A 26,699-nucleotide genomic window follows, 5' to 3' on the forward strand; every position below is an offset into this window, starting at 1 on the left:
ACTTATGGTTATAAATTTACACAACTATAAGCCCCTTTTTCTTGTTCTTCTTATTAATAGCTACATGGGAGCTCAAAACTTTGAGCGCGTTGAAACCGTTGTTGGTTTACAAAACTTAGCTCATAACAATGGAGTGGCTGTAGCAGATTATGATGGTGATAACGATCTAGACATTTTTGTCGTAGCTAACGCTGTTGAAAATCCTGATGACATTACTAGTTACAGTCGTCTGTACCAAAATAATAATGATGGTTCTTTTACAGATGTTACCGAAGCATCTGGTCTGGTTGAATTGCTAACAGCAGAAGAAGATGTTCAGCTAACTCTAGCGCAACAAGGCTATAAGTTTAGCGCATCTTGGGGAGACTATAATAATGATGGTTTTCCAGATTTATTTCTAACATATTCCTTAAAAGTTCAATTATGGAGAAATCTCGGCAATGGAACATTTGCAAACGTAACTGAAATCTCTGGATTTAGTACAACTAACGATTGTTTAAACATTAGTGCTACTTGGTTAGATTATAATAATGACGGTTTATTAGATATCTACATCACTGATTGGAGTGGGTGCGATTCTAATTCAATGTACAGAAATAATGGCAATAGTACTTTTACAGATGTAACGGCAGAATTAGGACTTACAGAAGTTGAATCAAATTACAGCTATACACCATTTCCTTTTGATGTAAATAACGATGGCTGGATGGATCTAATAGTTACAAACGATTTAGAAGATCCAAATTATTTATACATCAATCAGAATGGCATTTCGTTTACAGAAGAGGCAGCAACCTATGGATTAGATAATATGATAGATGATATGGGTCTAGCTGTAGGAGATTTTGATAATGATGGTGATTTTGATTTTTTTCATACTGGAATTGACGAAAATGTTCTTTTGCAAAATAATGGATCAAACAATTTTACTAATACTTCTGCCTCTTATGGAATTTCAGGAACAGGCTGGGCTTGGGGAGCACGATTTTCAGACTTTGATTTAGATGGTGATGAAGATTTATTTATTGTTAACGGTTACGATTTTGAAGCCAGAGGGCCAGAACAAAATGTATATTACAGAAATCTTCATAGTCAAGGACAGCCGATTTTTGAAGATGTTTCTGTAGAATTAGGTGTAAATGATAATACAGAAAGTGTAGAGATTCTAGATTTTGATTATGATAATGATGGTGATATAGATGTGTTAATTACCAATGGTAATGGTTCTGCAATTTTTTATGAAAACAAACTTCTTAATTTTGATGACACCGAGACAACTTCAAATTGGTTTAAAGTTCATTTACAAGGTACCACATCTAATAGAAACGCAATAGGCACAACTTTAACAATAACAACAACCAACGGAACACAAAAACGTTACTACACAGGAGTTGGTTTTTTAGGTCAAAGTCTTCAAGCAGTACATTTTGGGTTAGATGACGCAACGGAAGTTCTAACTTTAGAAGTAAAATGGCCTTCAGGATTAGTTGAGAATTATTCAAACATATCTTCAAACACTACAATAAAGTTAACCGAAGGAACTGGTCTAGAAATTCTAAATATAGAACCAAGCCAAAAAATTTATGGTTGTACAGACCCAACATCCTGTAATTATAATCCAGATGCTACGTTATACGATGACTCTTGTGTGTATCTACCTTCTCAAAATATTGTAGGAAGTACGAGTTCCTCTTTTTTAAGAACAGAGATTTACACCTATAATATTGCCGCAGGTTCAACAGCAAATTGGTTAGTCTCAGGTGGTGAATTAGTAAGTGGGCAAGGCTCAAATTCAATTACCGTAAGATGGCATTTAGAAGAATCAGGAAGAGTAGCTATTACTGAAACGGATGACCAATGTTCTAGTCAAGAGGTGTCAATAGACATTGAGTTAGGTGTAGATAATCTTCCAGAAAACATTTCGATTGCAAGACTATGGAATGAAGCTTTACTTGAAGCTATTAGAGACGATTTTGCAAGACCGACAGTACACGCAAGAAACTTGTTTCACACCAGTGTTGCAATGTACGATACTTGGGCAATATATGATGATACAGCAACACCTTATTTAATTGGAAATACAGTCAACGACTTTACTACAGTATTAGAAGAATTCTCAACAAATGAAGATTTAAACACTTCTGTAAATAAGACGATTAGCTATGCTATGTACCGTTTGTTGACGCATCGATTTCAAAATTCTCCAGGATTAGAAGAAACTCAAGCAAGATTTGATTTACTGATGGAAAAATTAGGTTACGATGTTAATAATACCTCTTTACTGTACGAGGATGGTGATGCTGCGGCTCTAGGTAATTTCATTGCTCAGTCTATTATAGATTATGGACTACAAGATGGATCGAGAGAAGCAACAGGTTATGACAACGCCTATTATGAGCCAGCAAATCAGGCTTATGCATTAGATGATAATAATAATCCACCAATTCAAGATCCTAATCGTTGGCAACCTCTTGGTTTAGATTCATTCATCGATCAAGGAGGAAATATTATAGATAGTAATGTACCACCATTTCTAAGTCCTGAGTGGGGAAATGTTTATAGTTTTTCTCTCAAAGAAGAAGACAAAGTTACTTACCAACGCGACGGAAATAATTATCATGTATTTCATGATCCTTCTGATCCTCCATACCTTAGTTTAACCGAAGAGAATGCTGCAAGCGATGCTTATAAATGGGGATTTTCTATGGTGTCTGTATGGCAGTCACATTTAGACCAAACAGATGGAGTTATGTGGGATATTTCTCCGAATTCTATAGGTAATGTTGACATAAGTACCTTTCCAACAAATTATGCAGACTATCCTGCTTTTTATGACTTTTTTAATGGCGGTACAAACAGTAATGGGCATGCAATTAATCCTGTAACAGGTAATCCATATGAAGTAAATATGGTACCTAGAGGAGATTATTCAAGAGTTTTAGCTGAGTTTTGGGCAGATGGCCCAGACTCTGAGACTCCGCCAGGACACTGGTTCTCTATATTAAATTATGTAAACGACCATCCTTTGTTTGAAAGACGATTTGAAGGTCAAGGAGATATTTTGGATCCATTAGAATGGGATGTTAAAGCTTATTTTATTTTAGGAGGTGGTATGCATGATGCAGCTATTTCTGCGTGGAGTGTTAAAGGTTGGTATGATTATATAAGACCAATTTCAGCTATACGATCTATGGCAGAACGTGGGCAAAGTACAGATAACACATTAGATAACTATCATGTTGGTGGAATAGAATTGATAGATGGTTATATAGAAGTGGTTGAAGCTGGTGATCCGTTGGCAGGTTTTGCCAATCAACATGTTGGAAAGATAAAACTATACACATGGAAAGGTCACGACTTTATAGGTGATACAGAAACTGACCAGGCAGGAGTTGGCTGGATTTTAGCTGAGGATTGGTACCCATACCAAAGACCAACTTTTGTAACACCGCCATTTGCTGGCTATGTGTCTGGTCATTCTACATTTTCTAGAACAGCATCAGAGTTAATGACTATGATAACAGGTAGTGAATTCTTTCCTGGTGGTTTAGGAGAATTTGTTGCGAAAGCTAACGAGTTTTTAGAGTTTGAAGAAGGGCCTTCAGTTGATGTTGTGCTGCAATGGGCAACATATAGAGATGCATCAGATCAAACAAGTTTAAGTAGAATTTGGGGAGGAATTCATCCTCCAGCTGATGACATACCTGGTCGATTTATTGGTCAAGAAGTGGCGGAAGACACGTTTGATTTTGCAGTTCCTTACTTTAATGGGTCTCTTGGTTTTGGTGAGCATGAGGTTTCATTTAATATTTATCCAAACCCTGTAACTGATGGTGAAGTTTTTATTGCCAATACTGATGGTACAGAAACTATAGAAATTTATGATATAGCTGGAAGGAAAATACAAGGTTTAATTAAGGCTTATGATACCTCAAATGCTATAACTACAATAAAATTTAAGGCGGACACTTCAGGTGTATACCTCCTCAAAGTGAATAGCACTTCTAAAATGATTATAGTTAAGGATTAATAACTCAAATCCACTACTTTTGTTTTAATGCAAAATCAACTTTTAGAGTTTATTCCAGATCAAGCACAAGCTCAGGTTAAAGCCTTACTGGCAAAGGACAATTTAGTGGTTAAAGTAAAGCAAGAACGTAAGACCAAACATGGTGATTACAGACAATTGCCTAACGGTAAGCACCAGATTACCGTAAATGCAAATTTAAATGCGTATCGGTTTTTAATTACACTCGTTCATGAAATTGCTCACTTCGAAGCATTCACTAAATTTGGACGATTTATAAAACCACACGGCAAAGAGTGGAAACTAACGTTTCAACACTTAATGTTACCATTTTTAAGGCCAGAAGTCTTTCCGTTAGAATTACTACCATTACTTGCCAAGCACTTTAAAAACCCTAAAGCATCAAGCGATACAGATACGCAACTCGCCTTAGCCTTAAAGCAATTCGACGAAGGTGAAGATAAAACCTACGTTTTTGAAGTACCTTTGGGCAAAACCTTTAGGCTCTATAACGGTAGAGTGTTTAAAAAAGGAAATACAAGAAGAAAACGAATAGAATGTGTTGAGGTTAAAACAGGTAAATTATATTTGTTTAACCCAAATGCTGAGGTAGAAATTTTAGACTGATGAAAAACAAAAATTATTACGCCATTTTAATGGCAGGTGGAGTAGGCTCACGATTTTGGCCAGTAAGTACACAGAACTTTCCTAAACAATTTCATGATATGTTAGGAACAGGAGATACTTTAATCCAAAAAACCTTTAATCGCCTAGCAAAACTTATTCCCGAAGAAAATATTTTTATTCTTACCAATGAGCGTTACAATGATCTGGTTTTTGAGCAATTACCAAGTGTTACAAAGCGTCAGGTTGTATTAGAGCCAGCAATGCGTAACACGGCGCCATGCATATTATATGCGTCTTTAAAAATACAAAAGGAAAACGAAAATGCAGTAATGATTGTGGCTCCAAGTGACCACTGGATTGAGGATGAAGATGCCTTTTCTAACAATGTGAAAACAGCCTTTGATTATTGCGAATCTAATGATGCCTTAATGACTTTAGGTATTACACCAACTTTCCCAAATACAGGTTATGGTTATATTGAATTTGATACGGTCACTGAGCGAGGTCATAGCGAAGAAGAAATAAAACCTGTAAATCAATTTAGAGAAAAGCCAGATTACCAAACCGCTAAATCTTTTTTAGCACAAGGTAATTTTCTTTGGAATGCAGGAATTTTTATGTGGAGTGTAAAATCTGTAGTCGCTGCGTTTCAAAGCAATCAACCAGAATTATATCAACTTTTTAAAAGTGGGTATAGTGTCTATAACACAGAGTCTGAAGACGACTTTATAAAAGATAACTACCCAAAAGCAGAAAACATATCTGTAGATTACGCGCTTATGGAGAAAAGTAACAATGTCTATGTGATTCCCGCAACTTTCGATTGGAACGATCTTGGTACTTGGGGAAGTTTATATGATAAATTAGAAAAAGATTCTGATGCTAACGCAGTGGTAAATGCTAGAATTTTAGCCGATGATGCTTCTGGCAATATGATCAGATCCAAAAAAGATAAAATAGTCGTTGTCGATGGATTAAAAAACTATATCGTTGTCGATAAAGACGAAGTTTTGCTTATCTTTCCTAAGGCAAAAGAACAAGATATTAAAAAAGTACTCCAAAATGTAAAAGCAAACTTTGGAGAAGAATATGGTTAACATATGAGTAACGAAAATAAATTCAATTTTTCTGAGGAAGAAAACTCAAGAGTAACAAACGAAATGAATAAAGAAGCCGCCGTTGAAGAGAAAAAAGAAGCGGTAAGAAAAGATGCTCAAGGCTTATTTGCGAGTATTAAAACATTTCTCAGTGAGTTATTAGATTTTAGAGACGATACAGATAGAGATGCAACAATAGATGCTATCAAGGCAGATATATCTTTTAAAGGTGCAACAGCATGGATTTTAGTTTGCTCAATTATGGTAGCGTCTGTAGGTTTAAATGCTGACTCAACTGCAGTAGTCATTGGTGCCATGCTAATTTCTCCTTTAATGGGCCCAATTCTTGGTGTGGGTATGTCAATAGCTATTAACGACATTGATACGCTCAAAAGATCCCTAATTAACTTAGCAACCATGATTGTACTAAGCTTACTGACTGCTTGGTTGTTTTTTAAACTTTTTCCTCTTAGCGAGGACACTAGCGAATTATTGGGACGCGTACAACCAGATATTAGAGATGTCCTCATTGCCTTTTTTGGTGGTTTAGCTCTAATTATTGCCAGGACAAAGAGAGGCACTATAGCCTCAGTGATCTTTGGCGTTGCAATTGCTACAGCATTAATGCCACCGCTTTGTACCGCAGGCTATGGTTTAGCAAAGGCTAATTGGACCTATTTTTTAGGTGCCATGAACTTATTTACCATTAATACCATATTTATTGCTTTAGCCACATTTATAGTGCTAAAATTATTGCGCTTCCCAATGCTAAAATATGCTAATTCTTCAAAAAGAAAGCGTATTGCAAGATTTGCAGCTTTAGTGGCTATTGTTGTAATGGTATATCCAACAATCACGTTTTTAAGAGTACTAAAGCAAAGTGGTCTTGATCACGACTACCGTAAGTTTATTTTAAATGAAATTGACTCTAATAACGATTTGTGGTTTCAGAAGGGAATTCCAAATTACGATGAACAAAAAATTACGCTTTACTTTAATGATGAAATTTCTGAAGCTACCGAGACAGATCTCAAAAACGAGCTTAAACAATATGAAAATATTAGCAATTTTAAATTAGAAATCTTCGGAAACAAAAACAGAAGTTTTGATAAACTATCTGATGCTTACGACAGAGCAATTGATGAGTTAGATAAAAAGGATTTTATCATTTCGGGCTTACAAAAACAAATTACAGAACTTCAAGAAACCGTCTCTGGCCTTAATAAGCAAATTGAGGCCAAAAATACAGCGTCTGGTAGTGTGGCGTTTTCTAGTTTAGCCAAAGATGCAAAGATTAGGTTTTCGGACTTAGAATACTTTGGGTATGCAAAAATGTTAGAGTCTAGAGACTTTATTAAAGTAGACACACTCACCATTGCTAACATAAAGTGGAAAGAATCTGTAAATGATAGCTTGGCTTTGGTTAAAGAGAGCGAACTGTTAGTGTGGCTAAAGCAACATCTCAATACAAATAAGGTTACAATAAAACGTAATTAGAAATTAAGAGTGTTCTTCTAAATACATTTTGCGTACTTTTTTAAATAGCTCAGATGAGTACACAAAATCGGTAACGGCTTTGTTGTCTGTTCTAAATATGGTGTCTTTAGAGCCTTCCCATTCCTTATAGCCATCTTTAAGAAAAACAATTTTTTCACCAATCTCCATAACAGAGTTCATATCGTGAGAATTAATAACTGTAGTTATTTGATATTCATCAGTAATCTCTTGAATGAGGTTATCAATAACGATAGCAGTTTTAGGGTCTAAACCAGAGTTGGGTTCGTCACAGAATAAATATTTTGGATTGTTTACAATGGCTCTGGCAATAGCAACACGCTTTTGCATACCACCAGAAGCTTCGCTAGGCATTTTGTGATGCGCGCTCTCAAGATTTACACGTTTTAAAACAAAGTCTACTCTGTCTTCCATTTCACTTTTGCTTTGCTTGGTAAACATTCGTAAGGGAAACATAACATTCTCTGCAATGGTCATAGAATCAAAAAGTGCACTGCCTTGAAACACCATTCCTATTTCAGAACGTAACTCGGTTCGTTCGTCTCTACTTAAATTACTAAAAATCTTACCATCGTAAGAAATACTTCCTTGCTCATATTCAAAAAGACCAAGTAAACACTTTAAAAATACCGTTTTACCAGACCCACTCTGACCAATAATAAGGTTAGTTTTGCCTTTGTCAAAAGTCGTAGAGATACCCTTTAAAATATGAGCATCGCCAAACGATTTATGTAAGTCTTTAACTTCTATCATTAGCCTAATAATAAACTGGTTAATAAAAAGTTGAGTAGAATGATTACCACACTCGTCCACACAAAAGCGGTTGTACTCGCTTTTCCAACTTCTAAAGCACCACCTTTCATAAAATATCCGTAGTAAGATGGTATCGTAGCAAGTATAAAGGCAAATACCATAGTTTTAATAAATGCATAAGCCATATGAAAAGGTATAAAATCATTCTGCACACCTTCAATATAATCTTCTAAAGTGCCATAGCCACCATAAACACAGGCAGCTAAACCACCAAGGATTCCTAGAAACATAGCAATTGAAATTACAAAGGGATACAGTGTTAACGCAATTAATTTAGGAAAAACCAAGTAGTTAATAGCGTTAATTCCCATAACTTCCAAGGCATCTATTTGTTCCGTAACACGCATTGTACCTATGCTAGAAGTGATAAAAGAACCAACTTTACCTGCCATAATTATAGATATAAAAGTTGGTGCAAATTCTAAAATTATAGATTGGCGCGTAGCAAAACCCACTAGATATTTAGGGATAAAGGGATTGGTGATATTAAGCGAGGTTTGTATAGCAACAACTCCACCAACAAAAAAACCAATAAATGCCACAATACCTAGGGATCCTATAATAAGATCATCAATATCTTTAAGAATTAGTGTTTTTAAGACAGACCATTTTGTAGGTCTGCGAAACATATCCTTAATCATTATAAAATAAGTGCCAATGTTATGCAGGTACTTCATGCAAGATTTTCTTATTGCTAAAGTATAAAAAAAGATGAGTTTATTAATGTTAATTTAAATTTAAGATACCAAGAAAACTGTATTTTTGACAGCTAGAATAAGCCTAAATTATAATGAAAAAAGTTCTCATCCCCTTCTTGTTAATATTACTGATTTATTCTTGTGGAGCTCAACAAGAATCCTCTAATAGTGTATCTCAAAATACCGAAAACAGCTTCATTTCAAGACCAAAACTCGTAGTTGGTATTGTTGTAGATCAGATGCGATATGATTATCTCACACGGTTTGAAGCAAAATTTGGTAAAGGTGGTTTTAAAAGAATGATAAACGAAGGCTTTAATTGCAAGAACAACCATTTTAATTATATACCAACATACACTGGTCCAGGACATGCCTCTGTTTACACAGGCACAGTACCAAAATATCATGGTATTATATCTAATAATTGGTATGATAAAGTCGTACAAAAATCTGTCTATTGTGCTCAAGATGATAATGTAGAATCTGTAGGTACGGAAAGTAGGGCAGGCAAAATGTCTCCACACAGAATGCTTACCACGAGTGTGGCAGACGAGAATAGATTGTTTACTCAAATGCGCGGAAAAACAATAGGAATAGCTATAAAAGATAGAGGTGCTATTTTGCCTGCTGGTCATACAGCAAATGCAGCATACTGGTTTTATGGTAAAGACGAAGGAGTATGGATAACCAGTACCTTCTACAGAAACGATTTACCAAAATGGGTAAAAGACTTTAATGATTCAGATACTGTGGAGTCCTATATTAAAGTTTGGGACACTCACCTACCAATTGAAACGTACCAAGAAAGCGGACCAGATCTTAACAATTTTGAAGGAGGTTTTAAAGGAAAAGAAAACGCAACATTTCCTTATGACTTGGCAGCCTTAAAATCTGAAAATGGTGGTTTCGATATTTTAAAAGCTACCGCTTACGGTAATAGTCTCACAGTAGATTTTGCAATTGCAGCTTTAAAGGGTGAAGCTTTGGGGCAAGATGATGATACAGATGTTTTAGCCGTAAGTTTCTCAAGCACGGATTACGTAGGACATAATTTTGGTGTAAATTCAAAAGAAGTAGAAGATACATACATAAGACTAGATAGAGATTTAGAACGTCTTTTTAATTATTTAGATGAACATGTAGGCGAAGACGAATACACTGTTTTTCTTACAGCAGATCATGGCGCAGTAGATGTGCCTGCGTATTTGCAATCCGTAAAAATTCCTGCGGGTTATTTAGATTATAACGATAGAAAAGAACGTTTTCAGAAGTTTTTGGTTGAAAAATACGGAACAGCTGATATTGTTGAAAATGTAAGCAACAACCAATTATTTTTTAATAAACAAAAATTAAAAGAATTAGGGCTAAACATACACGACGTAGAACAAGCTCTTGTGGATGAGCAAATTAGCTATCCTAATATTGCTAAAGTATATACAGCAACAGCTATGAACAGTACCAACTTTACCACTGGTATTGAAGCATTGTTACAAAATGGATTTAACCAAAAACGTTCTGGCGATGTTATTGTTGTAGATGATATTGCACACATAGCATATAGCAAAACAGGCTCTACACACGGTAGCGGACTTAATTATGATACACACGTGCCCTTACTGTTTTTTGGAAAAGGTATTAAGCATGGGCAAACGTATAAAAAAACCGTAATTCCTGACATTGCACCAACAATTTCGGCACTTTTAGGGATTAGTTTTCCTAATGGAGCTACAGGTCAGCCTTTAGGTTTTGTAATAGATTAAGCTTTATTTTGAACAAAAAACAACTATATTCCATAATAGCTATCATAATTTTGATAGCTATTTATGTTTTTGAGCATTACCTTAATTCTGAAGAAAAATCAACTATTGTAGAAGAAGGTCAACAACCAAAAACAGAAACCAACGAATACTTTTTACCCACTAGTACTACAGGTCAAATTGTGCATCATCAAAACTATTCATTATCATATAGTGAGCCATACGAACAGGCAGAGTGGGTAGCATATGAACTTAAGTCCTCACATTTGAGTTCTACAAATCACAAAAGACCATATTTTGAAATTGACGAAGCTGTAAAAAGCGGAGCAGCACATTGGAGAAATTATAAGCAATCGGGTTACGATAGAGGGCATCTTTGTCCTGCAGGAGATCGTAGGTATAGTAAAGCAGCACACGATGAGACTTTTTTAACCAGTAATATTAGTCCGCAAGAACATCAATTTAATGCTGGTGTATGGAACAGATTAGAACAGAAAGTAAGGTATTGGGCTAAAAAATACGATGGTGTTTTTGTGGTTACAGGAGGGATTTTAGAAGACGGTCTAAAAACAATAGGCGAAGAGAAGGTTGCTGTGCCCAATCAGTTTTATAAAATTGTATTAGATAATACCAACGGAAAACCAAAAGTATTGGCTTTTTTGATGAATCATAATGACTCAGATTTGCCATTATATACCTTTGTGGTATCTGTAGATGAGGTTGAACGATTAACAGGAATAGATTTCTTTCCAGAATTAGATGACGCTATTGAAAACAAAATTGAAGCATCAAGCAGTTATAAAAATTGGAGTTTTTAATAAATATTTTTTAATGAGATTTAGTATGAGATAGGCGAAGACCGCATTAAAAATTTAGCTATGGTTTGATTTTAGACTTTATCCCCTCCCAACGCAAGTCTCTAATAAATTTACCTTCATCTTTAGAAACCAGAAATTCAGTTTTTGAGGATTTAGCTTTAAAATATCCAGCCATATAATCTTTGAATAATCTAAAGCTGCCTTTCTTTGACGCTAATTTTATGGCAGAAATTAAAGTAATCCAAAAACCATAGCGCATTCTATACATCGCTTCGCCTTGTAGGTATTTAGAAGCCTTGTTGTAAGATTGTCCTGTAGGTTTCATGTGTTTTACATGAAGTGATTTGTCTGTTAAAACCTCCCAACCATGAAACTTTGCCAACAACTCATCTACCGTATCCCAACCCATAGAAGGTTTTAGTTGCCCAATTTCATAAAAACAGGTTTTACGATACGCTTTTAAAGCACCTCTAATATGATCCTTATTGGTGAGGTTTTCAAGAATCCATTGGTTGTTTTTTTCGATGTAACAAAAACCAGAAGCCATACCAAGTTTAGGATTTTTACTAAAATGCTTAGCCAGCGTTTCTAAATAATTATCCGGAAAAATAAGGTCTGCATCAAATTTACAAATCACATCATAGTTATCGTCTAGAGTTTCGAAACCTTTATAAAACGCATTTATAATTTTAGAACCAGGTAAATGCTGATCTGATGATTTTGAAATTATCTGAGAAATCCAAGGATGTGTTTTTGAAAAGCCATTAACTATGGCTTCTGTTGCGTCAGTAGAATTATCATTAACCACAACCAACTTTTTTGGCAAAAGTGTTTGGTTGGCTAGTGACTCTAGTGTTTTACCAATAAAGTTATCTTCGTTATGAGCTGGTATGATGATGTAAATGTTCAAATTATAAATTCTAAATTCCAAAACTAGATAAAAGGAATTATAATTTAGGATTTGCTATTTGGAATTTTTTATAGCATAAACAATATAATATCGATTTGTAAAGTGTCTTAAAAGCGGTCTAATACCGATTTTTTTTACAGGATTGGTCCATTGTTGTCGGTCTATAATTTTCCAGCCTGTTTTTTCTAATAGCCAGTCGAGTTGCCAATCTTCAAACTCATGGTAATGTCTGTCCCTTTTATCAGTTTTACTTCTATACGCTGAAGCAAACCATAATCTCAGAGGAACACTAATAACAAGTTTTTCGGTCTTAATAGATTTCAAAACTTCGTAAGGAGAGAGTAAGTGTTCAAAAATTTCGAATGCAGTAACAACATCTGCAGAAGAATTTTCTATTTTAGAACGGTCTTCGTCAAGGTCTTCTCCTTTGGTGTTTTCAACAGTGTAACCTTCAGTAAGCATAACTTCTGAAAATGGATTCTTAACACCTAAATCTAAAATAGTCTCAGAGGTAGAAATGTGTTTTTGTAGAAACTGAAGTGTGCGTTTAAACCGCTTATTGGGATATGTTTTTTCGTACATTACATTTCCGCAGTAGCGGTAATATTTTGTTAGTATCTATAAACAATGGCATTGATATGCATACCTGCGCCAACACTTGCAAATATAATAACATCTCCTGTGTTGATTTGGTGATCTTCGAGTTTATTGTTTCGTATTAAATCGAAAAGGGTAGGAACAGTGGCCACAGAACTATTTCCTAGTCTATGAATGCTCATTGGCATAATACCCTCTGGAGCTTTAGATTTAAAGAGCCTGTAGAAACGCTTAATAATGGCGTCGTCCATTTTTTCGTTGGCTTGATGTATAAGAATTTTTTTTACGTCTGTAATGTGTAGGCCACTTTTTTCTAAGCAATCTTTCATAGCTTTAGCTACGTTGGTTAATGCAAATTCATAGATTTTACGACCATGCATTTTTATATAGCGCGTGTCTGGGCATAAGTCTTTATTATTAGAATTTCCAAAAAATAAATAATAGGCTTCATCGTATGTAAAAGAAGCAGACTCGTGCGCTAAAATGCCACTGACCTCAGCAGTAGCCTCAACAATACTGGCACCAGCACCATCTGAGTATATCATAGAATCTCTGTCGTGTTTATCAACTACACGAGATAAGGTTTCTGCACCTATAACCAGACAACGTTTTGCCATACCTGCTTTAATAAAGGCATGCGCTTGTATAACTCCTTCTATCCAACCAGGACAGCCAAATAAAATATCGTAAGCGACACATTTTGGATTTTTGATGCGAAGTCTGTGTTTAATACGAGAAGCTAAACATGGTAAAATATCACTCTGAATGGTGTTGGCTTTTACGTCTCCAAAATTATGAGCACAGATAATATAATCTATCGTTTCAGGATCTATGTTGGCATCATCAATTGCTTTTTGGGCGGCCAGAAAACCAATATCAGATGCTACCAATTGATCATCAGCATATCTGCGTTCAACAATTCCTGTAATATCTTTGAATTTTTCTACTATAACTTCGTTAGGATAATCTATCTTAGAGCCATCTGCATTTAAAAATTGATGTTGGTGAAAATCCTCGTTCTTTTCTATGCTATTTGGAATATAACTACCTGTACCTGTGATTTTGATTCCCATACCTCAAAAAAAATTGCTATTAATTTACTAAACTAGTTAAACTCTTACAGATGAGAATGAATTGATCTTGTAAAAATGATATTTTTTTTAAATTCTCAATTATTCTTAGTTCTATTGTAAATACCATAAAAAAAGTGCTCGATTCGAGCACTTTTTTAATTAATGTTTATGAAAAACTAAGCTTCAATAAAATCTTCAATTGGTGCGCAGCTACAAATTAAGTTTCTGTCACCATAAGCATCATCTACACGTCTAACGCTTGGCCAAAACTTATTGTCTCTAATATACGCTAATGGAAAAGCCGCAGCTTCGCGACTGTAGGGTAATAACCATTCATCTGAAGTTAGCATTTCTAGTGTGTGAGGTGCATTTTTTAGCACGTTATTAGGCTCTTCTTTTGAGGCATTGTCTATTTCTTTTCTAATAGAAATCATAGCGTCGCAAAAACGATCCATCTCTGCTTTGCTCTCGCTCTCAGTGGGTTCAATCATCATAGTTCCAGCCACTGGGAATGATACTGTTGGTGCGTGAAAACCATAATCCATTAAACGCTTTGCGATGTCAGTAACTTCAATACCTTTAGCTTTAAAATCGCGACAGTCTATAATCATTTCGTGTGCAGCTCTACCGTTTTCACCTGTATATAATGTTGGGTAGTAACCCTCTAAACGCTCTTTAATATAATTAGCATTAAGAATTGCTACTTCGGTAGCTTCTTTTAGACCTTTTGCGCCAAGCATGGAAATATAGCCGTAAGAAATTATACATGCTAACGCAGAGCCAAAAGGTGCCGCAGAAATAGCGGAAATAGACTGATGACCACCTGTTTTAATTATTGGATTACCTGGTAAAAAAGGTACCAATTGTTTTGCAACGCAAATAGGGCCTACGCCTGGGCCACCACCTCCATGAGGAATAGCAAATGTTTTGTGTAAATTGAGATGACACACATCCGCACCTATGTTGCCAGGATTGGTTAAGCCTACTTGCGCATTCATGTTAGCACCATCCATATACACTTGTCCGCCATTATCGTGGATGATTTTTGTAATCTCTTTAATTGCAGATTCGTAAACACCGTGTGTAGACGGATAAGTTACCATCAACGCAGAGAGATTATCCTTATGTAATTCAGCTTTTTCTCTCAAATCGTCTACATCAATATTACCGTCTTCAGAAGCTTTTGTTACAACAACTTTCATGCCTGCCATAACAGCACTTGCAGGGTTTGTTCCGTGTGCAGACGATGGAATTAAGCAAATATTTCTGTGGTGATCTCCACGAGATTCGTGATAAGCTTTTATTACCATAAGACCAGCAAATTCACCTTGAGCTCCAGAGTTTGGTTGTAAAGATGTTGCAGCAAAGCCAGTGATTTCGGTAAGCTGATTCTCTAAAGTATTTAGCATTAATTGGTAACCTGCAGCTTGTTCTTTTGGTGCAAACGGGTGCATATTGCCCCAACTTGGCCAACTAAGTGGTAACATTTCTGCAGCGGCATTTAATTTCATTGTACAAGAACCTAGAGAAATCATAGAATGATTTAAAGCCAAATCTTTACGCTCTAGTCTTTTTATATAACGCATTAACTCTGTTTCTGAGTGGTATACATTAAATATATCGAAGGTTAAAAAGTCTGATTTACGCTTTAAATGATCTGGAATTGTGTCTGATTCGGAAATCGTTGTTATCTTCTCTGTAGTTGTTTCTGTTACAGCTTCAAAGATTGAAATAATTTCATTTAAGTCTGAAATTGTTGTCGTCTCGTTTATAGCTATGGTAACAGTGTTGTTATCTGGGTAATGGAAATTAACTTCTTTTTTTAGGGCTTCGTATTTTACTTTAACAGAATCTGCTTTAATTTGAATCGTGTCAAAATAATTTGAATTAACTTGCTCTAAGCCTAGTTTTTCTAGAGCAGAGGCCAAAGTTACTGCGGTATTCTGAACTTTATTGGCAATAAATTCTAAACCTTTTGGTCCGTGATATACAGCATACATTCCTGCCATAACAGCTAATAATACCTGAGCTGTACAAATGTTAGAAGTTGCTTTGTCTCTCTTAATGTGTTGTTCTCTGGTTTGTAAAGCCATGCGCAAGGCTCTGTTGCCATTAACATCTTTAGTAACACCAATGATACGGCCTGGAACATCTCTCTTATACGCCTCTTTGGTTGCAAAATAAGCTGCATGAGGGCCTCCATAACCCATCGGAATACCAAAACGCTGGGTTGTACCAAGAACTACGTCCGCACCAAATTTGCCTGGTGCTTCTAATTTTACTAAGCTTAATATATCTGCAGCTACAGCAACTTTAATATTTTGAGCGTTTGCTTTTGCTATAAAAGATTTTATGTCTGTGATTTGCCCGTTTTTACCAGGATACTGTAAAAGTGCACCAAAATAGTCTTCAGATAAATTATATTCAGCTTCATTACCTATTTCTAACTCTATACCAATTGGAGTTGCTCTTGTTTCTAATAAAGCAATGGTTTGAGGCAACACTAAATCTGAGACAAAAAATTTGTTAACTCCGGCTTTTTTCTGTGCACGATCTCTTACAGCAAATAGCAAGCTCATTGCTTCTGCAGCAGCTGTACTTTCATCTAAGAGTGAAGCATTGGCAATTTCCATTCCGGTTAAATCAATAACCATAGTTTGAAAATTTAACAAAGCTTCTAATCTACCTTGAGCGATCTCTGCTTGATAAGGCGTGTATGCTGTATACCATCCTGGGTTTTCTAAAATATTTCGCTGAATAACAGCTGGTAGATTGGAAGGATGATATCCTAAACCGATGTAAGATTTAAATACTTTATTAAGCTGAGATAGCTTGTTAATGTGATTTAAATATTCTTGCTCGCTCATGGCAGGTTCTAGATCTAGATCTTTTTTTAATCTAATACCTGCAGGTATAGTTTCTGAAACTAATTGCTCTATACTAGTTGCACCGATGGTGTTTAGCATAGCCTTTTGTTCATCTTGGTTTGGGCCAATGTGTCTAAGTGCAAAAGAGGTTGTGTCCATTCTTTATTCTGCTATTTTTTTTTGATATGCAAAAATACGGAAATCGGCTATTTTATTGGTCATTGATTATTAAAGTTTTTAACCGAAATTAAGGGTTATTAACACAATCATTATTTTTGTGATGTGCAGGTATTAAAGCAATTTTTAAATTTTTATATTAACAGTAGTATTCATGTGGCTTTAGCAGTGGTTGCGATGACTTGGGTAACACTTGTGAGGTTTCAATTACGGTACGACTGCGTTCTACTTTCTTTTGTGTTTTTTGCAACTGTAACTGGCTATAATTTTGTAAAATATTTTGGTGTCGCAAAGTTTCATCATAGAAGTTTAGCAGCCTGGTTAAAAGCAATTCAGGTATTTTCTTTCTTTGCTTTTTTTGGTATGTGCTTTTTTGCTTTAAAACTTAGCATTAATTCTTTAGTATTCCTTTCGGTTTTTGGACTTATTACTTTTTTGTACGCAATACCTTTATTACCAATGCGATATTTTAGAGATCATCAAAAAAATTTGAGACAAATAAGTGGGTTAAAGGTCTATGTCATTGCATTGGTATGGGTATTTACCACTGTCTTTTTACCGTTTTTAGAGTATAGTGATTTTATAGATGCAGATGTTGTAATAACTGGTGTTCAGCGTTTTGCTTTTGTAATTGTATTGATGCTCCCTTTTGAGATTAGAGACCTTGCTTATGATAGTGTAAAACTAGCTACAATACCTCAGCGTATTGGTGTAAAGAATACTAAGATGATGGGTGTTTTATTACTGCTATTGTTTTTCTTTTTAGAATATTTTAAAGATGAAATGCGATATGTAGATGTACTCTCAAATGGTGCTATAGTGGTTGTAACACTATTTTTTGTGCTGTCTGCCCACAAAAACCAGTCTAAATATTACAGTGCGTTTTGGGTAGAAAGTTTGCCAATTTTATGGCTACTGGTTGTATTGATGCTTTGTTAATTCTTCTTCGAATTGTTGTTTTATTTTATGGCGTTCATCATTCTTTAAGCAATCAATTTCAAGATGTTCTATAGCATCTGTCAGTTTATTATTTTTATTAGAATAGGCTCTTGTAACGCGACACCATGAAAGTCTTAAGGCTAACTTTATGCGTTCCCAGCTTGTAGCTTCGCCATATTGTGTTTTGTCACAAATGTGTTTGGCTTCTTCGCAACTTATAAATAAAAAACTTTTTTTCATTCTCATCTTGTCTTCCAAAAAGGAAGAACTATTTTGTTTAAAACCAGTTTTCTTCCATGCAATCAGCTAAAGCTGTTCTTGCTCTGTGTATTATTACCCAGAGGTTAGACGCAGTTATATCTAATTCATTACAAATAGTTTCAGTGTCGTAACCTAAAATTGTTTTCATCTTAAAAACATCAGCTTGTTTTTGAGGTAATTTAGATAAACAATCATAAATAGCATTACCCAATTCTGCGTTTTCTAGGGTATCTTCTGCGGTTTTATCAAAAGGGTCGGCTACACGTTCTTCTAACCAATCGCCTTCAGATTCTGAATTATTGTTGTAGGTCATCCTCACTTCAGCTTTTCCTTTGTTAGAATTTATTTTTCTGTAATAGTCTATGATTTTTCGTTTAAGAATAGAGATCAGCCAAGTGCGCTCACTTGCTTCCCCTTTAAAATTATTCATAGATTTTAAACCAGCCAAAAAGGTTTCAGATACCAAATCTTGAGCCATAGCTCTATCGTTAACCCTAGATATAGTATAGTTAAAAAGGTAGTCTGAATACAAATTAATCCAGTTATTAGGATTTAATTGATGGTTAGCCATTTGTTGTGCTCATTGCTGAGTCAAAAATAGGATAAAAAATTAAGACCTTAAATAAGTGTTTGTGTTTTCCTAGCGTTTAGTTGCGCTAATTATGTAATACCCAAAACTTTTAAGGTGAAAACCTGATAGAAGCGCATAGAAGGAGCCTTTTAAATTATGAAGGCTTTCTCTTTTAAGACTTTTAAATCTAAATACCTTTTTTAAAATAAAACCAGCAATGGCAAAAGGCACATGAAGTACAGATGGAGCAACTTTAAACGACACATCTTCAATTTTTATGTCTGTAAAACCTATATTTTCTAAACCTTGTTTGATGAAGTGATGTGTTTCTAACTTTTCTAAACTCCAATGATTACATAATTTATTGTAGGCAAATTTGCCACCTTTACAAAGTTGAGATCTGTCTTTTTTAAGAAAAGCATCCGCCATAACAAAGCGTCCACCTGACTTTAAAAGTCTATGCATTTCTTTTAGAGAATTATAATTATGACCAGAATGACAGAAGCTTTCAATCGCTACAGCAGCGTCAAAAGAGTTAGATTGAAATGAGGTGTTATTATAGTTTTCTTTGAGTATGATGCCGTTTTTACCTTTTAATAATTCATTTCCTTTTTTAACCTGAAAATCGGATAACGTTACTCCGTAAGCTATGATATTTTTATAGTGTTTTAATGCATATCGCATTGTAGCTCCCATGCCACAGCCTAAGTCTATAAGTCGGTTTTTAGTTTTGCCTATGTTTAGTCTTTTAGTGACTTGGTTGTTCATTTCATTTAGCATGGAATCGCGTTTAAAAGGATTTGTTTTAAACGGAATGAAATACCCAAAATGCATATTATAATCACTACTCCAAAACTCGTAATCTTCGGTAGCTTCGTTATAGAAGTCTACCATTTCTATTCGGTTTTGTTCTGCGTAATTGGTGTAGGGTATGGTTTGTGTTTTCATGGTGTTATTGGTTTAATAGGTTGTGGCTGAATAGCCAAGTGAAGACAACTGCAAAAAGAGTAAATAAGAAGTTCATGAAGTAACTACCTATCTTAAAAATTAACTTTTGAGGGATTTGGTACATAGGATAATAAGCGATTTGCGTAATCACTTTTCCAACCCAATAAGCTCCTATTAATCCTGTGAGAGCTAATGCTAGGTTTGTGCCATTTTTTAAATCATTTGGTAAAAGAATAGCTATTAAGCCGAAAGCGAAATTCAGTCCTTGAATGTATCTTCCATAAGTTTTGGCAATTTCTTGATTTAAAGGTTTTAACTGTTTAACATCATTGTACTAATCAAAAACTTTATGCCTAATGTAGGGATAAATAAGAGCTGTGAATATCTGACCACATCCTGCAAGTATGATCAACCAATTTGGAACTTGAGTTTTCATGATTTTTGAATTTTATAGGTGATATATAAATGGAAAAAAGCAATGAGCATTGGTATTACGAGATGTATGGTTATAAAGCCTGTGCTTATAATTTTTCCAAAGGCAATAACTGAAATTATAGTTACGACTGATACTAAATAAATGTTGAAAAGAAATTTTATCTGCTTTTCAAGCTTATTGTAATTATAAAGCATGTAAAAACTCATGAGCACCTGACCAACACCTAAAACCATCTGAAAGAGCATTCCTAGATATAATGTTAAGTAGAGGAGAAGCGTAATTATGACTAACCATTTGTTAATATTGTATAATTTTTTCATAATTCTATTGTTTTAAAACTTTCAAAAAAAATTGAAAGTTTGATTTAAAAAAAATAGTCTACTTCATTAACTTTAAAACAGACTTTGTTAACCAGTTTTGTTTTTGGTTTACTAATTTGTTCATTAAGGTGTCTAAATCGTCTGTAAGTTCTTTTAAAGCTTTGGTTTGTTTAATTAATTCCTTTGTTTTTTCTGTACCATCATCTTTAATAGAGGAGACCTCCTCTAAAACTTTAATTACAGGCTTTATTTCTCTACGGCTACGTTCTTTGGCAACAATACGAGCAAGTTCTTGTACATCCTTTTCTGTTGTAAAAAACTCTTTGCGTTCACCGCTTACTAAGACTTTGATTACAATTCCCCAATCTATAAGTTGTCTTAAGTTCATACTAGTGTTACCACGAGAGATTTTAAGTTCTTCCATAATCTCTTCCATAGATAATGGCTTTGTAGAAATAAAAAGCAAAGCTTGTATCTGAGCCATCGCTTTGTTGATGCCCCAAAGTGTACCTAAACTTCCCCAAGTACTAATAAATTTTTCTTTTGCTTCTACATACTCCATATAACAAAGATATAATAAATTTTAAACTTTCAATAATTATTGAAAGTTTATTTTGTAAAGAATTTATTATCTTAGATTAAAATAGCCTTAAATATGAAAACAAAACTACTATTTCTAACGTTACTTATGTTCGGAATAAGCCAAGCCCAAGTAGAGCTTGTTCCAAATCCATGCGATATAAATTCTGGTACCATTACCTTTAAATATGGTGAGTTAGGAGACTATTCGGTTTTTGACCCTTTAAGTGACCCTAATTTGTATTTATATACAGGTTTACAAACCGATGCAGATCCATTGACTTGGGATTATCATGATGATTTTTCTGATGTGTCCACACTGATTCCTTTAACTTACGATGCTGTTTTAGGGTATTATGTGGCGACTTTTAATCCAGCCACTAGGACGTATTTAGAAGAGCCTATGTTAAACACAACTACAATTCCATCGGGTACTGAAGTTTTTGATTGGTATTTTTTAATTACCAACTCTGACCAGTCACGTCAATCAGCAGATTTAAAAGGTAGTGATTATGGTTTTGGTTCGGCACTTTTATCAGTTGAAGCGTTTAATAGAACTAATGATGTAAGTGTTGGAAATGGAACAATCACCTTTAACAGTGCGGCACAATATGAGATCGCAGTTTATGATGTGCTTGGTAAAAACGTAGTTGATAAAACCTTAAATATTACTTCTCAAACCACTCACAATCTCCAGTTAAGAAAAACAGGTGTTTATCTTGTAAAAATTAGTTCTGGTAGTTACAGCCGAACGGTTAAGATGTTGAAATATTAGCTTAGCTATTTTATTTCAAAATGAATGTGATCGTCGTGCCTTACAGCTTGGCATCCATGAAATCTGATTTTGTCATATTTGCTTAGTCCTAATTCTTTTTTTAAATAAGGTTCTATAAAAATTTTTGAGTTTTTATCTCTGTAAAGTAACCCTTGAATAAGCGTTTTAGTGTTTTCTTCATCTAATTGGAGTACATCATTTTTATCTGGCGATAAGTATTTTGTTAAGTCATATTGCCAATAGCCTTGTTTTTTACACTGATTAGTAGTAGGGTTTGTATCATCTATAAAAGCGCCATAACCCATAAACGAAGGTTTTTGGTCTGTTTTGTTGTTATTTTCTAAATACATAAATGCGATATCTATTTTCTTTCCGTCATTATGACTAAGATGAGGAAATAGCGGAAACCCATTTAAAAAAGGGAAATTAGCATCTAAGTAAGTTGTTTTAATACCTAAGTGAGCCAAAACTGCTGTTGATTGTTGTAAAACATCATAAAGCTCATTGTCTACGTAATTTCTAAACAATAACGGATAAATAAGGTTTTGAGGCTTAAGTGCACTTTTTATAACAGGGAGTTTTGTTCTTCCAAAATAAGGAGCTACACTTGGAACAAAAAGGAGATTACAGGCAAGATATACTATCGGGAAAACATACCGTTTTCTTTTTTGAAGTTTTACAGCAATAAAAACACTCATTAACCATAGTAATCCTCCGACTTGGGTTAGTAAGGTTAAGAGTGCTATAAATGAGATGTGCCCTATGAGTTTTAGAAACTTCATGAAGTACTAAAACGAAATAAGTTTGTGCTTATTTTATCAACCCAGCACGTCGTAACAACGCTTCAGGTTGAGGTTCTTGCCCTCTAAACTTTTTATATAATGTCATTGGGTTTTCTGTACCACCTTGAGACAATACAAAGATTTTAAATTTATTGGCAACCGTTTTATTGAAAATGCCTTCTTGTTTAAAATATTCAAACGCATCTGCATCTAAAACTTCAGCCCATTTGTAGCTGTAGTAGCCAGAAGAATAACCTCCTTGAAAAATATGAGCAAAAGCTGTACTCATGCAGTTTTCCTCGACATCAGGATATAGTTTTGTTGCGCCAAAAGCTTCAACTTCATGTGCTTTTACGTTTGTAATTGCTGTTGGATCTATACCATGCCAGCTCATATCTAGCATTCCAAAACTCAGCTGGCGTAAGGTTTGCATACCTTCATGGAAAGTTGCTGATGCTTTTATCTTTTCAACGAGTTCCATCGGAATCACTTCTCCGGTTTCGTAATGCGTAGCAAAGAGTTTTAGAGATTCTTCTTCGTAACACCAATTTTCTAAAACCTGACTTGGTAATTCTACAAAGTCCCAATACACGCTTGTGCCAGAAAGGCTAGGATAGGTGGTATTGGCTAGCATACCATGTAGTGCGTGTCCAAATTCGTGAAACAAAGTCGTAACTTCATTGAAGGTTAATAACGAAGGTTTACTCTTTGTTGGTTTGGTGAAATTACAAACGATAGATACGTGAGGTCTCTCGTTAACACCATTTTTTATCATTTGCGGTTTGTAAGAGGTCATCCAGGCACCATTACGTTTTCCGGATCTTGGGAAAAAGTCGGCATAAAATATAGAAACCAATTCGCCTTCACTATCTCTAACTTTATAGGTTAAAACATCTTCATGATATTTATCTATGGTATTAATTTCTTCAAACTGAAGTCCGAATAATTTATTGGCAACAGTAAAAGCACCATTAATAACATTTTCTAATTTGAAATATGGCTTTAGTTTTTCATCATCCACATCGAATAATTTTTGTTTCAATTTTTCTGAGTAGTAAGCCGAATCCCATTTTTGTAATCGATCTATATTATCAATTTCTTTTGCAAAATCTTCAAGTTTTTCAAACTCTTCTTTTGCCGCTGGTTTTGCTTTATCTAGTAACTCGTTTAAGAAAGCATTGACTTTCTCAGGTGTTTCTGCCATGCGCTCTTCTAAAACAAAGTGAGCATGGGTTTTGTAACCTAAAAGTTGAGCACGTTCAAAACGAAGATTAGCAATTTTTAAAACAATATCTTGGTTGTCTAAGTCGTCGTTATGAAATCCTTTACTACCAAAAGCTTTGGATAGTTTTTCACGAAGTTCACGATTATCGGCATAAGTCATAAATGGAATGTAACTAGGATAATCTAAAGTGATTAGCCAGCCATCTTTACCTTTGCTTTCAGCCAGTTGTTTTGCTGCTTCTTTTGCCCCTTCTGGTAATCCCGAAAGATCATTTTCATCGGTAAGAAGCATTTCAAATTTGTTGGTTTCGGCTAAAATGTGCTCACCAAATTTTAGTTTTAGCTGACTTAATTCTTTATCAATAGCACGTAATTTTTCTTTTTTGTCTTCAGGTAAATTAGCACCATTTCTAGAGAAGCTTTTATATTTTTTATCCAGAAGTGTTTCTTGTTCTGTTGTTAAATCTAGTTCTGATTTTGAATCATAAACTGCCTTTACACGTTTGAATAAATCTTCATTTAAGGTAATATCGTTACTAAATTCAGATAATAAAGGTGAAACTTCTTGAGCGATTTTTTGAATCTCATCATTTGTTTCAGCTGAATTTAAATTGAAGAAAATACTAGAGATTCTATCTAGTTGTTCTCCCGAATAATCTAGAGCCTCAATGGTGTTTTTAAAAGTTGGTGATTCAGTACTATTTACAATCGTATCAATCTCATTTTTAGCATTCTCAATAGCTATTTTAAAAGCCGGAAGAAAATCTTCATTTTTTATTTTTAAGAATGGTGCTGTATTGTATTGAGTATCAAAAGTTTTATTTAGAATAGTCATTGTCTTATCGTCTAATTTTTCTTACGTATATTGTTGATAATGTGAATTTTAACGCTATTTTATGATGTTCGTTTTTATCAGTTAAATAAGTTTAATTACCTTTGTGCCATCTTTGACGAACAAGAACTTTTTGTTCTTAAGGATTGGTTAATAGCGAAAAAAGCCTTGACGAAAGTTGAGGCTTTTTTATAGGTCTTTTGCAGACTCGATAACTTTAGCTTTTAAACCTTCTTTGTAAACGATTACCTTGTCTAGAATACACTGGTCAGAACTGCCTAAAATTTGAGCTGCTAAGATGCCAGCATTTTTAGCTCCATTTAATGCCACAGTCGCCACAGGAACTCCACCTGGCATTTGTAAAATAGAAAGTACAGAATCCCATCCATCAATAGAATTACTACTTTTTACAGGTACACCAATTACTGGTAATGGAGATAGCGAAGCTACCATGCCAGGTAAATGTGCAGCGCCACCAGCACCAGCAACAATTACCTTAATGCCTCTGGTATGGGCATTTTTACTATAATCGAATAATTTTTCAGGTGTACGATGTGCGGATACGATATCAACTTCTACTTCGATATCAAATCCTTTTAGTATATCTATAGCGTCTTGCATTACTGGCAAATCGCTTTTGCTTCCCATTATTACTCCTACTTTACTCATGCTTATAATATATTTTATGTGAGGTCGAGCGCAGTCGAGACCTCTTAGATAGAAAATAAATTTTTTAGAATGACCTCCCGACTACGCTCGAGGTGACATTTTTATTCGCTTATTACTTCTATAGTTCGTTTTACATTTTCGGCAATTGCTCTAGCCTTATTGATGTCTTTATTTACAATGGTTACATGACCCATTTTACGGAACGGACGTGTTTGTTTTTTACCATAAATGTGTGGTGTTACACCATCCATTGCCATAATGTCTTCAATGTTTTTGTACAGTACGTTTCCTGTATGGTCTTCTGCGCCAACCAAATTCACCATAACACCAGCTACTTTACTTTCGGTGTTACCGAGTGGTAATCCTAAAATACATCTTAAGTGCTGCTCAAATTGATCTGTATAACTTGCTTCTATGCTGTAATGACCAGAATTGTGTGGTCTCGGTGCTACTTCGTTTACAATAATATCATCATTTTCAGTTTGAAACATTTCTACAGCCAAAAGTCCTACATGTTCAAAAGCGGCTGCAGTTTTTAAGGCCACAAGTTCTGCCTTTTTAGCAATATTATCAGGAATTCTTGCCGGACAAATTACATACTCAACTTGATTGGCTTCAGGATGAAACTCCATCTCAACCACTGGATATGTTTTTAAATGGCCTTTGCTATTTCTTGCAACAATGACTGCCAGTTCGTTTTTAAACGGGATTAAGTCTTCTGCAATGCATTCAACATTTGGTAAATCTGCCAAGTCTGTGTAACGTCTTACAACTTTTACACCTTGACCATCGTATCCAAATCGTGCGCTTTTCCAAACAAACGGATACTCTAATCCACCATTATCTACTGCCTCATCAATTTGAGATGTATGTGCAAATCTCGAAAAATCAGCCGTTGGGATATCGTGATCGCGATAAAATAATTTTTGTGTTGCTTTATTTTGAATGGTGCGTAAGGTCTTTGCAGAAGGATAAACTTTTACACCTTCCTTTTCAAGTGTTTCCAGAGCTTCAACGTTTACGTTTTCAATTTCAATAGTAAGGATATCAACTTGTTTTCCAAAGTTAACAACCGTTTTGTAATCTAATAAATCGCCTACCGAAAATTCATCACAAGCTAATCTTGCAGGTGCATCTTTGCTAGGGTCTAACACGCAAGTGTGTATGTCGTATTTGCGCGTATGATACAACATCATTTTGCCTAATTGTCCACCACCAAGAATGCCGAGTTTAAAGTTTGAAGAAAAGTAGTTCATGTTTACTTCCCAAGTAAAAGGGAAATTTTTAAAGATTCAACATTAATTCAATGCAAAAATAAGCTAATTATAGCAGATACTATTAAATTCGTAATTCAAAAAATCGGCAAACGGCAATCAATTCATTATCT

General features: G+C 34.8%; 23 protein-coding genes. 8 read left to right on the plus strand and 15 right to left on the minus strand.

Annotated features, from left to right (window positions below; all coding sequences use genetic code 11):
* The first annotated feature begins 4 nt into the window (after positions 1-4).
* From BWZ20_RS11845 to BWZ20_RS11860, 4 genes are read left to right on the plus strand one after another with little or no spacing between them, the layout of a single operon-like run.
* Positions 5-4,030, plus strand: coding sequence for an FG-GAP-like repeat-containing protein (locus BWZ20_RS11845; protein ID WP_076620223.1), 4,026 nt, complete (start codon positions 5-7; stop codon positions 4,028-4,030).
* Between the two features lie 27 nt (positions 4,031-4,057).
* The gene (locus BWZ20_RS11850; RefSeq protein WP_076620224.1) at positions 4,058-4,654 is read left to right on the plus strand and encodes a SprT-like domain-containing protein; all 597 of its coding nucleotides are present in this window, start codon (positions 4,058-4,060) and stop codon (positions 4,652-4,654) included.
* Positions 4,654-5,751, plus strand: a complete 1,098-nt coding sequence (locus BWZ20_RS11855; protein WP_076620225.1) for a mannose-1-phosphate guanylyltransferase — start codon at positions 4,654-4,656, stop codon at positions 5,749-5,751. Before BWZ20_RS11850 ends, BWZ20_RS11855 begins: the two co-directional genes overlap by 1 nt.
* 3 nt (positions 5,752-5,754) lie before the next feature.
* Complete coding sequence (locus BWZ20_RS11860) at positions 5,755-7,248, plus strand: DUF389 domain-containing protein (RefSeq protein ID WP_076620226.1); 1,494 nt, start codon at positions 5,755-5,757, stop codon at positions 7,246-7,248.
* Positions 7,249-7,251: 3 nt separating this feature from the next.
* Here BWZ20_RS11860 and BWZ20_RS11865 read toward each other — a convergent pair whose 3' ends face one another.
* Both BWZ20_RS11865 and BWZ20_RS11870 read right to left on the minus strand, forming a co-directional pair.
* Positions 7,252-8,019, minus strand: a complete 768-nt coding sequence (locus BWZ20_RS11865; RefSeq protein ID WP_076620228.1) for an ABC transporter ATP-binding protein — start codon at positions 8,017-8,019, stop codon at positions 7,252-7,254.
* Positions 8,019-8,756 carry an MlaE family ABC transporter permease gene (locus BWZ20_RS11870; protein ID WP_076620229.1) on the minus strand — a complete coding sequence of 246 codons (738 nt, stop codon included), beginning with the start codon at positions 8,754-8,756 and terminating at the stop codon, positions 8,019-8,021. The genes BWZ20_RS11865 and BWZ20_RS11870 overlap by 1 nt, the downstream gene beginning before the upstream one ends.
* Positions 8,757-8,869: 113 nt before the next feature.
* Here BWZ20_RS11870 and pafA point away from each other — a divergent pair, with 113 nt between their 5' ends.
* On the plus strand, positions 8,870-10,537 hold the full coding sequence (pafA, locus tag BWZ20_RS11875; protein WP_076620231.1) for an alkaline phosphatase PafA: 1,668 nt from the start codon (positions 8,870-8,872) through the stop codon (positions 10,535-10,537).
* 8 nt (positions 10,538-10,545) lie between these two features.
* On the plus strand, positions 10,546-11,352 hold the full coding sequence (locus BWZ20_RS11880; RefSeq protein ID WP_076620233.1) for a DNA/RNA non-specific endonuclease: 807 nt from the start codon (positions 10,546-10,548) through the stop codon (positions 11,350-11,352).
* 58 nt (positions 11,353-11,410) lie between these two features.
* On the opposite strand, the gene BWZ20_RS11885 is transcribed toward BWZ20_RS11880, so the two are convergent.
* From BWZ20_RS11885 to gcvP, 4 genes are all read right to left on the minus strand, one after another.
* The gene (locus tag BWZ20_RS11885) at positions 11,411-12,262 is read right to left on the minus strand and encodes a glycosyltransferase family 2 protein (protein ID WP_076620235.1); all 852 of its coding nucleotides are present in this window, start codon (positions 12,260-12,262) and stop codon (positions 11,411-11,413) included.
* Positions 12,263-12,316: 54 nt separating this feature from the next.
* A complete protein-coding gene (locus tag BWZ20_RS11890) occupies positions 12,317-12,844 on the minus strand; it encodes a methyltransferase domain-containing protein (protein WP_076620237.1) in 528 nt (175 codons plus the stop codon).
* A 29-nt stretch (positions 12,845-12,873) separates the two neighbouring features.
* Complete coding sequence (locus BWZ20_RS11895) at positions 12,874-13,932, minus strand: 3-oxoacyl-ACP synthase III family protein (protein ID WP_076620239.1); 1,059 nt, start codon at positions 13,930-13,932, stop codon at positions 12,874-12,876.
* Positions 13,933-14,108: 176 nt separating this feature from the next.
* Entirely contained in the window at positions 14,109-16,958 is a 2,850-nt protein-coding gene (gene gcvP / locus BWZ20_RS11900) for an aminomethyl-transferring glycine dehydrogenase (RefSeq protein WP_076620241.1), read from the minus strand.
* Between the two features lie 174 nt (positions 16,959-17,132).
* Here gcvP and BWZ20_RS11905 point away from each other — a divergent pair, with 174 nt between their 5' ends.
* The gene (locus BWZ20_RS11905; RefSeq protein WP_317041677.1) at positions 17,133-17,915 is read left to right on the plus strand and encodes a hypothetical protein; all 783 of its coding nucleotides are present in this window, start codon (positions 17,133-17,135) and stop codon (positions 17,913-17,915) included.
* On the opposite strand, the gene BWZ20_RS11910 is transcribed toward BWZ20_RS11905, so the two are convergent.
* The 5 genes from BWZ20_RS11910 to BWZ20_RS11930 form a co-directional block, all read right to left on the minus strand.
* Complete coding sequence (locus tag BWZ20_RS11910) at positions 17,889-18,155, minus strand: hypothetical protein (protein ID WP_083677215.1); 267 nt, start codon at positions 18,153-18,155, stop codon at positions 17,889-17,891. The genes BWZ20_RS11905 and BWZ20_RS11910 overlap by 27 nt on opposite strands.
* A gap of 37 nt (positions 18,156-18,192) precedes the next feature.
* Positions 18,193-18,747, minus strand: a complete 555-nt coding sequence (locus tag BWZ20_RS11915; RefSeq protein WP_076620248.1) for a sigma-70 family RNA polymerase sigma factor — start codon at positions 18,745-18,747, stop codon at positions 18,193-18,195.
* A 69-nt stretch (positions 18,748-18,816) separates the two neighbouring features.
* Positions 18,817-19,695, minus strand: coding sequence for an SAM-dependent methyltransferase (locus tag BWZ20_RS11920; protein WP_076620250.1), 879 nt, complete (start codon positions 19,693-19,695; stop codon positions 18,817-18,819).
* A 432-nt stretch (positions 19,696-20,127) separates the two neighbouring features.
* A complete protein-coding gene (locus BWZ20_RS11925) occupies positions 20,128-20,451 on the minus strand; it encodes a hypothetical protein (RefSeq protein ID WP_076620253.1) in 324 nt (107 codons plus the stop codon).
* Between the two features lie 58 nt (positions 20,452-20,509).
* A complete protein-coding gene (locus BWZ20_RS11930; protein WP_076620255.1) occupies positions 20,510-21,013 on the minus strand; it encodes a GbsR/MarR family transcriptional regulator in 504 nt (167 codons plus the stop codon).
* Positions 21,014-21,106: 93 nt separating this feature from the next.
* On the opposite strand from BWZ20_RS11930, the gene BWZ20_RS11935 reads away from it, so the two are divergent.
* The gene (locus BWZ20_RS11935; RefSeq protein WP_076620258.1) at positions 21,107-21,805 is read left to right on the plus strand and encodes a T9SS type A sorting domain-containing protein; all 699 of its coding nucleotides are present in this window, start codon (positions 21,107-21,109) and stop codon (positions 21,803-21,805) included.
* Between the two features lie 5 nt (positions 21,806-21,810).
* On the opposite strand, the gene BWZ20_RS11940 is transcribed toward BWZ20_RS11935, so the two are convergent.
* The 4 genes from BWZ20_RS11940 to BWZ20_RS11955 all read right to left on the minus strand — a co-directional run bounded on the left by BWZ20_RS11940 (position 21,811) and on the right by BWZ20_RS11955 (position 26,568).
* Positions 21,811-22,587: a hypothetical protein gene (locus tag BWZ20_RS11940; RefSeq protein ID WP_076620261.1), complete on the minus strand. Its 777-nt coding sequence runs from the start codon at positions 22,585-22,587 to the stop codon at positions 21,811-21,813.
* 28 nt (positions 22,588-22,615) lie between these two features.
* Positions 22,616-24,646, minus strand: a complete 2,031-nt coding sequence (locus BWZ20_RS11945) for a M3 family metallopeptidase (RefSeq protein ID WP_076620263.1) — start codon at positions 24,644-24,646, stop codon at positions 22,616-22,618.
* Positions 24,647-24,832: 186 nt separating this feature from the next.
* On the minus strand, positions 24,833-25,312 hold the full coding sequence (purE, locus tag BWZ20_RS11950; protein ID WP_076620265.1) for a 5-(carboxyamino)imidazole ribonucleotide mutase: 480 nt from the start codon (positions 25,310-25,312) through the stop codon (positions 24,833-24,835).
* Positions 25,313-25,413: 101 nt separating this feature from the next.
* Positions 25,414-26,568, minus strand: a complete 1,155-nt coding sequence (locus tag BWZ20_RS11955; RefSeq protein ID WP_076620267.1) for a 5-(carboxyamino)imidazole ribonucleotide synthase — start codon at positions 26,566-26,568, stop codon at positions 25,414-25,416.
* Positions 26,569-26,699: the final 131 nt, after the last annotated feature.

Origin of the sequence: Winogradskyella sp. J14-2 (genome assembly GCF_001971725.1) — a bacterium.
In the GTDB taxonomy this organism is placed as follows: Bacteria; Bacteroidota; Bacteroidia; order Flavobacteriales; family Flavobacteriaceae; genus Winogradskyella.